We start from the raw sequence: 12,842 nt of genomic DNA on the forward strand, positions 1-12,842 counted from the left end.
TGGTGGGTCGTGTAGGATTCGAACCTACGACCAATTGGTTAAAAGCCAACTGCTCTACCAACTGAGCTAACGACCCGCTCGACAGGGCGCATAGGTTACTCGTATCGCCCTGTCTTCGCAAGTCTTTTCAGGCAATTTTCAGCGCTTGCGCTGTCCGGTCGGCTTGCGCATGCCTTGCACCGGGCGACGCTTGCGCTTGTCGCGGCTCCAGCGGTTCTTCTCGTCCGGGGTCAGCTCCGGCACCTTGCGCGACTCGAGGCCAGCAAGGGTCGACAGGTTATCGACTTCGGCCTGGGTCAGCTCGGTCCATTCGCCGGCCTTGGCCCGCTTGTCGAGGAAGATATTACCGTAACGCACGCGCTTGAGGCGGCTCACGGTCAGCCCCTGGGATTCCCACAGACGACGCACCTCGCGGTTGCGGCCCTCCATGATCACCACATGGAACCAGGTGTTGATGCCTTCGCCGCCGAACTCCTGCACGTCGGTGAAGTGCGCGGGGCCATCGTCGAGCATCACGCCCTCGACCATGGTCTTGACGTGGGCCTGGGTCACGTCGCCCATGACCCGCACCGCATATTCGCGCTCGACCTCGGTGGACGGATGCATCAGCCGGTTGGCCAGTTCGCCATCGGTGGTGAACAGCAGAAGACCGCTGGTGTTGATGTCCAGGCGGCCAACGGCCACCCAGCGCTCGCCCTTGAGGCGCGGCAGGCGCTCGAAGACGGTGCGACGCCCTTCCGGGTCCTTGCGGGTGCACAGCTCGCCCTCGGGCTTGTTGTACATGATGACCCGCCGGGTGCTCTCGGCGGCGGTCTTCAAGCTGACCGGCCGGTCGTCGAGGCTGACCCGATCACGGGGCTCGACGCGATCGCCGAGGCTTGCCACCTGGCCGTTGACCTTGACGCGCCCGGCGCTGATGGCGGTTTCCATCTCGCGGCGCGAGCCGAAGCCGGCACGGGCCAGCACTTTCTGCAGTTTTTCGCTTGTGGTGTTCATGACTCTGAGGGTGTCTCGTCAGATGAGTGATCCGTTCCCGCGCGGCCGTCATCATCGACGGTCGGCGCTTGGCGGGCGCGGTCGGCCAGGCGTGCTTCGAGATCGGCGAAGCTGAGCCCGGCCTGCGTGGACGCCTTCCCGGCGTGTGGGTCCGCGTCGGCCATCCCGACCGTCGCGTGTTCATCGTCGGGCGCCGTAGCTCCCGCCTGCGGAGCCTGGGCCCCGTCCTGCTGTGCTGGCGATGCTGCCTCTTCTTCTGCGGCAGTGCCGCCAGCATGTGTCTCGTCTTCGCCTGATGGGGTCTCGCGGGTCTCTTCGTCGTGTAACGCTGCGTCGTCGCCTGCGGCCTCCCCGCTCGACCTCTCTGAACCATCAGCAGACTGCTCGAGCTCGTTGAAGCGCGCCTCGAAGTCCTTCAGCTCGTGCATCGGCGGCAGCCCGTCCAGGGTCTTGAGGCCGAAGTCGTCGAGGAAGGCGCGGGTCGTGGCGTACACCGAAGGTCGCCCGGGCACATCCCGCTGACCCACCACACGAATCCAGCCGCGCTCGCTCAGGGTGCGCATGATCGAACTCGATACCGCCACGCCGCGCACCTCTTCGATATCGCCACGGGTCACCGGCTGACGATAGGCAATCAGCGCCAGGGTTTCCAGCAGCGCGCGGGAATAGCGCTGCGGACGCTCGTCCCACAGCCGCGACACCCAGGGCGACAGGCGCTGGCGAATGCGCAACTGAAAGCCCGAAGCGGTCTCGATCAGCTCCAGGGCGCCGGATTCCAGGCGCTCGCCGAGCCGGGCCAGCGCCTCTCTAAGGTCGCGCCGCGGCGGCCGCTCATGATCGTCGAACAGGCTCTCCAGGCGCTCCGTCGACAGCGGCTCGCCGGCGGCCAGCAGGGCCGCTTCGAGAATCTGATCGAGATGGTGGCGCTCGTTCATGGCGCGGGCTTACTCCTGCTCGGCATCGGTGAGCGGCGGTGGGCGCCGCCCCGGGTCTTGCGTGTCATCGGTGGCCTCGAAGGGGCTTTCCTCTCCCCTTTCCGCCTCGCCGGCCACAGGCTCGTCGGCTTGCTCAGGCTGATAGGCCTGCTCCGGCTCGGCCAGCCGCGCGCGGACGTGAATCGGCGACAGTGGCGCATTCTGCACGATCTCGATCATCGCTTCCTTGGCAAGCTCGAGCAGTGCCATGAAGGTCACCACCACGCCTGCTTTGCCCTCCTCCAGCGTAAAAAGCGCTTCAAAGGGGGTATAGCGCTGATGATGCAGCGCCTCCATGATCTTGAGCATGCGTTCGCGGGTCGACAGCACCTCGCGGCTGATATGGTGCTCCTGGGTCAGCTCGGCGCGCTTCATGATGCCCGCCAGGGCACCGAGAAGCTCGTCGAGCTCCACGTCCGGATGCACCACCCGCGTCTCGAGATCGGGCAAGGCGGCAGTGGCCGGGAACCAGTCGCGGCCGACCCGGGGCAGTTCGCCGAGCGACTCGGCGGCCTCCTTGAGGCGCTCGTACTCCTGCAGGCGACGGATCAGCTCGGCCCTGGGATCGCCTTCGTCATCCTCGTCGTCGCCCTTGGGCGGGCGCGGCAGCAGGGTGCGCGACTTGATCTCGGCGAGCATCGCCGCCATCAGCAGATACTCGCCGGCAAGCTCGATCTGCATCGCCTTCATCAGCTCAACGTACTCGATGTACTGACGGGTGATCGCGGCCACGTCGATGGACAGGATGTCCAGATTCTGGCGGCGGATCAGGTACAGCAGCAAATCCAGCGGGCCCTCGAAGGTTTCGAGAAAGACCCGCAGCGCTTCGGGAGGAATGTACAGATCCTCCGGCATCTGGGTGATCGGCTGATCGAACAGCCGCGCGAGGATATCCGCCTGCTCGGCGGCGGCAGCTGGCTCATCGTCACGCGCCGTCTCGGATATCTCGCTCACACCCTGGGGGATCTCCTGCCATCGTGGCGCCGGCCCGCGTGACCGGCAAAGTCGCGCAGTCTACCAAGAGTCATGCCCCGGACGTAAGCCAGCCGTGACGCTGGCTATCTCGTTCAAGGACGAAACCCAAAGCGACATCACCTATCCGGGCCGGCCGCCTCGGCCTTGCGGTAGCGCCCCTGATAATCGAAGAGCTTGTCGCGCACCTGCCAGAAGCGCCCCACCTTGCGGCCTACCACGAAATCGGGCGCCTTGAGCCGGGCTTCGCCCTGTACCACTTCCTGAATGCTGGTCGGCCGCCAGTCGGTGCCTGGGGCCCGCAGATGCCGGGCGAGAAAGGCACGCTGGAAGGCGTGGCGCTGGGCCGGCGTCTCCAGCGCAAACCACTCGGCGAGCGCGGTGCCATCTTCATCGTAATAGCTGATCTTGAGTCGCTCCAGGCCTCGACCATTGCGCGCCGTCTCGAGCTGCATGGCGCTGACCCTCAGCACCCGGGCATCGCGCAGCTTGAGGGCCTCACGCAGCTTGTCGTCAGGGTCCACCAGCCGCTCGCCACAACCGTGGCAGGTCCGCGCCGCGATGTCATTCTCCGCACCGCAGCATTCGCAGGCCTTGAAGCGAAAGCGAAACGAGCACTGTTCACTGGCGCCCGACGCCGCGCCTTGACCTTTATTGCCGCCCGAAGCCGCGCCTTGCCCTTTATTGGCGCCCGACGCCGCGCCTTGACTCTTATTGGCGCCCGACGCCGCGCCACCTTGCCTGTCGCTTTCGTCCTTCATACCCGGTTCGTTGCGTTCGATCAGCCCCTGACAGCGCCGGCCAAAGTGCTCGATGACCAGCTCGCCGTCCATGCGCCCCCAGAACAGGTTGGCGTGGCCGCACTCGGGACATTCCACCTGCACCGGCTCGGTGTCACCGGCCGGGCGCGGCGCGGCGACCTCGGGGGCATAGATATCCCAGGGGTTGCCGGCGTAGTCGAGGATCAGGCAATCGCGCTTGCCCGGCGCCAGCCGCAGGCCGCGACCGATGATCTGCTGGGAGAGACTCACCGACTCGGTGGGTCGCAGTATCGCGATCAGATCCACGTGCGGCGCATCGAAGCCGGTGGTCAGCACCGAGACGTTGACCAGGTACTTGAGCGCGCGGGCCTTGAAGGCCGCGATCAGCCGCTCCCGCTCATCCGAGGCCGTGGTGCCAGTGATCAGCGCCGTCTCGGCGGCGGGCAGCAGGCCGGTCACTTCCTCGGCGTGCTCGACGGTTGAACAGAACAGCATCACGCCCTGTCGGTCCTCGGCGCGGGCCATGACATCGGCGACGATGCCGGGCGTGGCTCGGGCGCCCTTGACCACCTGGTTCATCTCCTGCTCATTGAAGCTGCCGCCGATGCCTGGCGCCAGCGCCGAGAAGTCATAACCCTCGATGGCCACGTCGATGCGCCGGGGCTCGCTCAGGTAGCCCTGGCGCACCATCAGCCGCAACGGCTGCTCGAAGACGCAGTCCTTGAAGAAGCAGTCCTCGTCGCCCCGCACCATGCCATGGTGATGACGATGGAAGATGAAGCCCTGCCCGAGGCGATAAGGAGTGGCGGTCAGGCCCAGCACCTTGAGGCGGGGATTGGCCTCGCCCAGAGCGCTGATCACGCGACGGTAGCTGGCATCTTCACCCAGCGAGACCCGATGGCACTCGTCGATCACCACCAGGGTAAAGTCCCCCGCCGAGAAGGCATCGAGGCCGTTGATCACCGACTGCACCGAGCCGAACACCACCTGCCGGGTCGCCTCCTTGCGCTTGAGCCCGGCGCTGAAGATATCCGCCGAGAGGCCGTAGGCCTCGTACTTGGCGTGATTCTGCTCGACCAGCTCGCGCACATGGGCGAGCACCAGCACGCGGCCGCGGGCGATGCGGGCGAGCTCGGCGATCACCAGCGACTTGCCGCTGCCGGTGGGCAGCACCACCACGGCCGGCGCGTCACTGCCACGGAAATGGGCAATGGTGCGTGCCACCGCCTCGTGCTGGTAGGGGCGCAGGGTTGGCACGTCGGAGGCGAGCGGTGTCGCGGAGGGGGCGGTTTGCGTCATGGCGCGCATTCTACCTTAGCGCCGGGCCAAACGTAGATAACCAGAGAACCAGAGAGATAGAGAGACAGGGCGTGGGTGGCAAAGGGCAAAGGCAAGCGATCAGCACCAAGAGATCGCAACGAGAGCGCCAAGAGCAGCACAAAAAAGCGCCGCCCCGAGGGGCGGCGCTTGCTGGCTTGAGATCGGGCCGGTGCCTGACTGGCCGGGCGTGGCTAGCCTGACCTGACAGGCCGAGCCCTTCGGCTCGGCGCGTCAGGGCTCCCGGGCTCAGCCCAGCCAGGCGCGAGCGTTGCGGAACAGCCGTAGCCAGGCGCCGTCCTGCGTCCACTCGGCTGGACGCCAGGAGTTGGTCACCGCACGCGCCACCCGCTCAGGGTGCGGCATCATGATGGTGACGCGCCCGTCCGGCGTGGTCAGGCCGGTGATCCCCGAGGCGGAGCCGTTGGGGTTGGCCGGATAGCGGCTGGTGACCTGGCCGTAGTTGTCGACGTAGCGCAGCGCGATCTGATCGCTGCCCTGCATGGCGCGCAGGTGGCCCGCGTCGCGGAACTCGGCACGGCCCTCGCCGTGGGCCACGGCGATCGGCAGTCGCGAGCCTTCCATGCCGGCGAGCAGGATGGAGGGGCTCTTCTCGACCTGCACCATCGACACCCGGGCCTCGAACTGCTCGGACTCGTTGCGCACGAAGCGCGGCCAGTTCTCGGCGCCGGGGATCAGCTCCTTGAGCTGGGAGAGCATCTGGCAGCCGTTGCACACGCCCAGCGAGAAGCTGTCCTCGCGCTCAAAGAAGGACGCGAACTGCTCCCGGGCGCGCTCGTTGAACAGCACCGACTTGGCCCAGCCGCCGCCGGCGCCCAGCACGTCGCCGTAGGAGAAGCCGCCGCAGGCGACCAGCCCCTTGAACTCATCGAGACTGACGCGGCCGGCGAGGATATCGCTCATGTGCACATCCACCGCTTCGAAGCCGGCGCGATCGAAGGCCGCCGCCATTTCGACGTGGCCGTTGACGCCCTGCTCGCGCAGGATCGCCATCGGCGGGCGGGCCAAGTTGACGAACGGCGCGGTGATGTCCTCGTCAACGTCGAAGCTCGGGGTCGCCGAGAGGCCCGGGTCACGGGCGTCGAGCAGGCCGTCGAATTCGTTCTTGGCGCACTCGGGATTGTCGCGCAGCGCCTGCATCCGGTAGCTGGTCTCGCTCCAGGTGCGCTGGGTCAGCTGGCGAGTGGTCTCGAGCAGCGGCTCCTCGAACAGCGTCACACGCACCTGATCGTCGTAGCGTGGACGGGCGATGACGCCGCAGGTATCGATGCCGGCGGCGGCAAACTGCGCCAGCACCGCCTCGGTGTCGCGGCGATTGACCTGGATCACCGCACCAAGCTCTTCCGCGAACAGGGCATCGACCGCCTCGACCGGCTCGTCGACCAGCCAGTCGAGCTTGATCTCGAGGCCCGCGTGAGCGGCGAAGGCCATTTCCAGCAGGGTGGTGATCAGGCCACCGTCGCTGCGGTCGTGGTAGGCCAGCAGCTGGCCGTCGGCATTCAGCCCCTGGATGACACTGAAGAAGGCCTTCAGGTCTTCGGGATCGTCGACGTCCGGGCAGTCATGGCCGACCTGGCCGTAGACCTGAGCCAGGGCCGAGCCGCCGAGGCGGTTCCGCCCGGCGCCGAGATCGATCAGGATCAGGTCGGATTCGTCCTGCTCCAGGTTGATCTGCGGGGTCAGGGTGCGCAGCGCATCGCTGACCGGGGCGAAGCCGGTGATCGCCAATGAGAGCGGCGCGGTGACGCTCTTGTCCTCGCCTTCCTCGTCCTGCCAAGCGGTGCGCATGGACATCGAGTCCTTGCCCACGGGGATGGCAATGCCCAGCGCCGGGCACAGCTCCATGCCCACCGCATGCACGGCGTCATACAGTGCCTGGTTCTCGCCGGTGTGGTCGGCGGCGCTCATCCAGTTGGCGGACAGCTTGATGTCGGAAAGCTTGCCGATCGGCGCCGCGGCCAGGTTGGTGATCGACTCGGCCACCGCCAGCCGGGCGCTGGCGGCCGGGTCGATCAGCGCCACCGGCGGCCGCTCGCCCATCGCCATGGCTTCGCCCTGGTGGGTATCGAAGCTGGCGGTGGTCACGGCGACATCCGCCACCGGCACCTGCCAGGGGCCGACCATCTGGTCGCGGGCGACCTGACCGGTGATCGAGCGGTCGCCGATGGTGATCAAAAAGCTCTTGGAGGCCACGGCGGGCAGACGCAGCACCCGGTCCAGCGCTTCGCGCAGGTCCAGGTTATCCAGCGCCACGCCGGGCATATCACGCTCTTCGCGACTGAACTCGCGCTGCATCTTGGGCGGCTTGCCGAACAGCACGCTCATCGGCAGGTCGACCGGCTTGGTGTCGAAGTGACCGTCGCGGACTTCGAGGTGATGGGCCTCGGTGGCCTCGCCGACCACCGCGAAGGGGCAACGCTCGCGCTCGCAAAGCGCCTCGAAGGTCGCGAGCTGCTCGGGCGGCACCGCCAGCACATAGCGCTCCTGGGCCTCGTTGCACCAGATTTCCAGCGGGCTCATGCCCGGCTCGGCGTTGGGCACCGCACGCAGCTCGAAGACACCGCCGCGCCCGCCGTCCTTGACCAGCTCCGGGAGGGCGTTGGACAGGCCGCCGGCACCGACGTCGTGGATAAAGCAGACCGGATTCTCATCACCCAGTGCCCAGCAGCGGTCGATGACTTCCTGGGAGCGACGCTCGATCTCGGGGTTGTCGCGCTGCACCGAGGCGAAGTCGAGATCTTCGCTGGAGCTGCCTGAAGCCATCGAGGAGGCTGCGCCACCGCCGAGGCCGATCAGCATCGCCGGGCCGCCCATCACGATCAGCTTGGCGCCGACGGGGATATCGCCCTTCTCGACGTGGCCGTCACGGACGTTGCCGTAGCCGCCGGCCAGCATGATCGGCTTGTGGTAGCCGCGGCGCTCGATACCGCCAGCGCCCAGGGCGTCCTGCTCGTAGGTACGGAAATAGCCGGCGAGGTTCGGGCGGCCGAACTCGTTGTTGAAGGCGGCACCACCGATCGGCCCTTCGAGCATGATGGAGAGCGCCGACTGGATGCGCTCGGGCTTGCCGTAGTCGAAGGCTTCCCAGGGCTGCACGAACTCGGGGATACGCAGGTTCGAGACCGAAAAGCCGGTGAGGCCGGCCTTGGGCTTGCCGCCGAGACCGGTGGCACCCTCGTCGCGGATCTCGCCGCCGGCACCGGTGGCCGCACCGGGATGCGGGGCAATGGCGGTCGGATGGTTGTGGGTCTCGACCTTCATCAGGATCTGGATCGGTTCCTGATGGCTTGCGTAGGTGGCCCGCTCACCCGCCTTGCCGGTCAGCGGCGCGGCGAAGAAACGCCCCGCCTCGCTGCCACGAATCACCGCAGCATTGTCGCTGTAGGCTGAAAGAGTATCTTCCGGCGACTGCTCGTGGGTATTCTTGATCATCTTGAACAGCGAGCGCGGCTGCGCCTCGCCGTCGATCACCCAGTCGGCGTTGAAGTTCTTGTGGCGGCAGTGCTCGGAGTTGGCCTGGGCGAACATCATCAGCTCGACGTCGGCCGGGTTGCGGCCCAGCCCTTCGAAGGCTTCGAGCAGGTAGTCGATCTCGTCTTCGGCGAGCGCCAGACCGAGCGCCTGGTTGGCCTCGACCAGGGCCGCGCGGCCCTTGGCCAGCACATCGACCTGGCCAAGCGGGGCCGGCGACTGATGGGAGAACAGCTTGGCCGCATCGGAGGCATTGGTCAGCACCGACTCGGTCATGCGGTCGTGGATCGTCGCCACGATCGCCTCGAAGGCTTCCTCGGAGAGAGTGCCGTCGAGCTGCACACGATAAGCGATACCGCGCTCCAGGCGCTGGATCTTGTCCAGGCCACAGTTGCGCACGATATCGGTGGCCTTCGAGGACCAGGGCGACTGGGTGCCGATACGCGGCACCACCAAAAACAGATGACCGTCGCGCGCGCCGGCCGGGGCCGCGGCCCCATAGTCCAGCAGACGCTCGAGGGTCGCGGTTTCTTCGGCGGACAGATCGCCGTCATGGTCGATGAAATGGACGTAGTCGGCCGTGAGGGAGGCGACTTCCGGTACCTGAGTACGCAGGGCGGCCATCAGCTTGGCATGACGGAAATCAGAGAGGGCGGGCGCACCTCGCAGTTCGAGCATGTCGTTCGAGCCTCGGGAACAAAGCATGAAATGGGGGCCGCGGCCTGCGGCAACGAATTCCCCATGATACTGGAAAGGCCGCGCCACCGAAATCCGCGAGGTGGCAGCCTGTAAAAGGGTAGTTTAAGGTGAGCTTTCCTTATTGCGACTGAATCTACTAATGCTAAAGGCCGTCGCCCGACATCTGCTGCACTACCATCGCTGGTACCTGTCGCTGGGCGTTGCCGTCACCCTGGCCCTGCTGCCGCATCGTCAGAACCCGGCTCCAAACCGCCATTTGGAGGAGGTTCGCGACCGCGACTTCCTGACTGTCGTCAGCCGCAACACCCCGACCAGCTACTACGAAGGCCGCCGCGGACCGACCGGCTTCGAGTACGAATTGGCGCGCCGCTTCGCCGACCACCTGGGCGTCAGCCTGTCGATGGAAACCAAGAGCGACATCGCCAGCGTGCTTCAGAGCGTCGCCAGTGGCGAGGGCGATATGGGTGCCGCGGCGCTGACCCTGGCGCCGTCCAGAACCGACCTCAACTTCAGTACCGCCATCCTCGAGCTACAGCCGCAGGTGGTCTATCGTCGCGGACTACCCCCGGTGGACAGTGTCGACGACCTCGTGGGTCTCGAGATCGCTACCATTCGCGACTCCGGGATCGGTGGCGTGCTGCGCGGCCTGCAGGAAGAGTTTCCCGAACTCAGCTGGCGCGAGGCCGCCGATCTGGAGGTGGCCGACCTGTTACAGCGCGTCGAGGAGGGTGAACTGGATGCCGCGGTGATCTTCACGCATCAGTTCACCCTCAACCGCCTGTTCTTCCCCGGCGTCGATGATGGCGTCACTCTCGGTGAACCCCTGAGCATGGTCTGGGCCTTTCCGGCCGACTACGGCCTTGGCCTGCAGCGCGAAGCGAACGACTTTCTGGCGTCGCTACGGCGCGACGGCACGCTCAATGCTCTGATCAAGCGTTACTTCGGTCAGGAGGACTATCTCGAGTACGTCGGCGCCCGCACCTTCATTCGCCAGCTTCAGGAGAAGCTCGACGACTACGATGACCTGTTTCGCAAGGCCGCGAGGGAGACCGGGTTCGACTGGAAACTGCTGGCAGCGCTCGGGTATCAGGAATCCCACTGGGAGCCACGCGCCACCTCGCCTACCGGGGTACGTGGGCTGATGATGCTGACCAACGCCACCGCCTCCGAAATGGACGTCAGCAACCGTCTCGACCCTGCACAAAGCATCGACGGCGGTGCCCGCTACCTGCGCGAGATGATGGACCGCCTGCAGGAAGAAATCACCGGCGATGACCGGCTATGGATGGCGCTTGCCGCCTACAATGTGGGCCTTGGCCATCTCTATGACGCCCAGAAGATCGCCGAGATGCGCGGCGGTGACCCCTATGCCTGGCCGGACGTACGCGAGGCGCTGCCACTGCTGCAGAATCGCGCCTGGTACTCCAAGGTGCGTCACGGCTATGCCCGCGGCGGCGAGCCGGTGATCTACGTGCGCAATATTCGGCGCTATTACGAGATCCTCAACTACGTCGACCGCAGTCAACAGCAGTTCTTCCAGCTCAACGAGCGGGCAGAAAGCGAAACGGCTGACGACGGTCAGCAGTATGATCGCATCCCACCGATCCTATGAGCCGACGCCTTCTCACCCCCGTTTCTCTGCTGCTGTGCTGCTCGGCCCTTGTCACTATCGTGGCGGCTGGCCTATCGCAGGACATCGGTTTCAGGGACCCCAGTCTGGTGGCCACCCTGGCACTCACGCTAGCCAAGCTCGCCTGGCTCTGCCACTGGCCGCGCCTGGCACGCAGCATGGCCAGCGTCACAGTTGCGTGCCTGACGCTCGGACTCTTGAGCTATCTGCTGCCCGAATACTGGGTCGCTACGGCACGCTGGCAGGCCATTGCCGCCTGGCTTCAGCCAGGCACGGGCCTAGAGGACTGGCGAGCACCGTTGCTCGCGACACTCTGCCTGATCCTGCTCGGCGGCGCCCAGCTGACGGGGCGCCGTGCCTCGCTGGGCAGCCCCATGCTGCTCGGTCTGGCGGTACTGATGTGGCTCGCTCAGTTGGACGTTGGCATCATGCCAGCCACGCGGTGGGTCATTGACTATACGGCGGCACCGACCGCGCTGGTGCCCATGGGCTGCCTATTGGCCGCTCATGCACTGCGCCTTACCATCACATTCATCGCTGAGCGCCAACTGCTGGTCCGCCCTCTGTCGATGGCGCTGCTACTCGGCGGCCTGGCCCTGGCATTCTCCCAGCACCTGCAATTCCTCGAGGACCGCCGCCTGCATAGCGTGCTGAAGGAAGAAAACGACCGGCTGGCCGATAACCTTTCCGGGGAGGTCCTCGATCATCTGCGTGCCATGCGGCGCTTCGTCAACGGCTGGCGGCTATTAGATTCGCCCCCGGATGCTGCCAGCTGGGCCGTGATGGCCGAGCCGCTGTATCGCGACTTCGGCTATTTCGTGAACATCGCCCTGGTCGAACCCGATTCGCGCATTCGTTATGTCTACCCCATGGATGCGGCCAATCAGCGCCTCCTGGGCATAAAGATATCCGAAAACCAGCCTGCCGGGCGCCCGGCCCAGCAACGAGCGCTGATCGACCATCAGGAAGCGATTACCGACGTCATCCCACTGCTGCAGGGTCAATACGGCATCATCTACTACCTGCCGACCCAAATCGCCACCGGCCGCTTCATTGGCGCCAGCGCCATGGTGCTCAGCCTGCAGGCCCTGACCGACACGCTCACGGAGACCGTCGACGCGCAGCGCACCCGGCTCGAACTGCGTCAGGCATCGAAACCTCTGGCCATCCTGGGGCCCGGCGACGGCAATCGCGCCTGGGCGAACACCGCGCAGATCCATATCGGTGATCATCCGCTGACGCTGACGACCCTGCCCTCGCGGCTGCGACTGCTGGAGTACCACGCCAGGCTGCCAGCGGTCGGCCTGGCCACCGGTCTGGGCCTTTCCTATCTACTGTTCCTGGTGCTGTTCTCTCACCGGCACCTGGCCATCCAGCACCGTCTGCTCCATGGCTCCCACGCCCAGCTGCGCCGGGAAATCAAGGCCCGTAGCCGCCTGCAGAAGGAAGTCGAATGGCTGGCCCGTCATGACGAACTGACCAACCTGGCCAACCGGCGGATGCTGATGGAAACCCTCAAGGCGCAGCACGACACTCGCCCGCTGTGCGTGATGATATGTGACCTTGATCACTTCAAGCGGATCAACGACAGCCTCGGCCATCCGGCAGGCGACGAGTACCTGAAACGCCTGGGCGAGCTGGGCGAGGCCGTGGCGAGCCGAGCCGGCGGTCTGTTTGCTCGCTACGGCGGCGAGGAATTCATCGTACTGCTGCCCGGCTGCGATACCGCGCGGGGCCTGCAGGTGGCCGATGAGCTCAAGACCTCACTCCAGTCCGCCAACCTCCAGCACCATGACGGCGAAGCATTGACCATGAGCATCGGCCTGACCGCCCTCGAGCAAGGGCCTCTGGATATCGCCACGCTGATGCAGGTCGCCGACGAGGCTCTCTATCAGGCCAAGGAACAGGGACGCAACCGAATCGTCAGCGCCACGATGCCGGTCTAGCCACGCCGCGCAACGACGACCCGAACACCGACGCGCGCGCTGGGTCACGCGCTTT

The 12,842-nt window shown here is 66.0% G+C and carries 7 protein-coding genes and 1 tRNA gene; 2 read left to right on the forward strand and 6 right to left on the reverse strand.

Features of this window, described 5'->3' with window-relative positions; translation table 11 throughout:
* From BCL93_RS03730 to purL, 6 genes are all read right to left on the reverse strand, one after another.
* A tRNA-Lys gene (locus BCL93_RS03730) sits at positions 1–76 on the reverse strand.
* Positions 77–138: 62 nt separating this feature from the next.
* Positions 139–996: a 23S rRNA pseudouridine(2605) synthase RluB gene (gene rluB, locus BCL93_RS03735; protein ID WP_112053774.1), complete on the reverse strand. Its 858-nt coding sequence runs from the start codon at positions 994–996 to the stop codon at positions 139–141.
* Positions 993–1,931: an SMC-Scp complex subunit ScpB gene (gene scpB / locus BCL93_RS03740; RefSeq protein ID WP_112053775.1), complete on the reverse strand. Its 939-nt coding sequence runs from the start codon at positions 1,929–1,931 to the stop codon at positions 993–995. Before scpB ends, rluB begins: the two co-directional genes overlap by 4 nt.
* Positions 1,932–1,940: 9 nt before the next feature.
* Positions 1,941–2,915 carry a segregation and condensation protein A gene (locus BCL93_RS03745; protein WP_425339112.1) on the reverse strand — a complete coding sequence of 325 codons (975 nt, stop codon included), beginning with the start codon at positions 2,913–2,915 and terminating at the stop codon, positions 1,941–1,943.
* A gap of 146 nt (positions 2,916–3,061) precedes the next feature.
* Positions 3,062–5,002, reverse strand: a complete 1,941-nt coding sequence (locus tag BCL93_RS03750) for a DEAD/DEAH box helicase (RefSeq protein WP_112053977.1) — start codon at positions 5,000–5,002, stop codon at positions 3,062–3,064.
* Positions 5,003–5,269: 267 nt separating this feature from the next.
* Complete coding sequence (gene purL, locus BCL93_RS03755; RefSeq protein WP_112053776.1) at positions 5,270–9,190, reverse strand: phosphoribosylformylglycinamidine synthase; 3,921 nt, start codon at positions 9,188–9,190, stop codon at positions 5,270–5,272.
* Between the two features lie 160 nt (positions 9,191–9,350).
* On the opposite strand from purL, the gene mltF reads away from it, so the two are divergent.
* The gene (gene mltF, locus BCL93_RS03760; RefSeq protein ID WP_112053777.1) at positions 9,351–10,823 is read left to right on the forward strand and encodes a membrane-bound lytic murein transglycosylase MltF; all 1,473 of its coding nucleotides are present in this window, start codon (positions 9,351–9,353) and stop codon (positions 10,821–10,823) included.
* Positions 10,820–12,787 (forward strand): GGDEF domain-containing protein, encoded by a 1,968-nt coding sequence (locus BCL93_RS03765; protein WP_112053778.1) that lies wholly within the window; start codon positions 10,820–10,822, stop codon positions 12,785–12,787. Before mltF ends, BCL93_RS03765 begins: the two co-directional genes overlap by 4 nt.
* The last annotated feature ends 55 nt before the right edge of the window (positions 12,788–12,842 follow it).

Source organism: Onishia taeanensis (assembly GCF_003268885.1).
GTDB lineage: Bacteria > Pseudomonadota > Gammaproteobacteria > Pseudomonadales > Halomonadaceae > Onishia > Onishia taeanensis_A.

What these genes read in the sequence shown, in the direction of transcription:
- scpB (WP_112053775.1), bottom strand. Translation starts at nt 1,931, where the DNA reads ATGAACGAGCGCCACCATCTCGATCAGATTCTCGAAGCGGCCCTGCTG.
- rluB (WP_112053774.1), bottom strand. Translation starts at nt 996, where the DNA reads ATGAACACCACAAGCGAAAAACTGCAGAAAGTGCTGGCCCGTGCCGGC.
- purL (WP_112053776.1), bottom strand. Translation starts at nt 9,190, where the DNA reads ATGCTCGAACTGCGAGGTGCGCCCGCCCTCTCTGATTTCCGTCATGCC.
- mltF (WP_112053777.1), top strand. Translation starts at nt 9,351, where the DNA reads ATGCTAAAGGCCGTCGCCCGACATCTGCTGCACTACCATCGCTGGTAC.
- BCL93_RS03750 (WP_112053977.1), bottom strand. Translation starts at nt 5,002, where the DNA reads ATGACGCAAACCGCCCCCTCCGCGACACCGCTCGCCTCCGACGTGCCA.
- BCL93_RS03765 (WP_112053778.1), top strand. Translation starts at nt 10,820, where the DNA reads ATGAGCCGACGCCTTCTCACCCCCGTTTCTCTGCTGCTGTGCTGCTCG.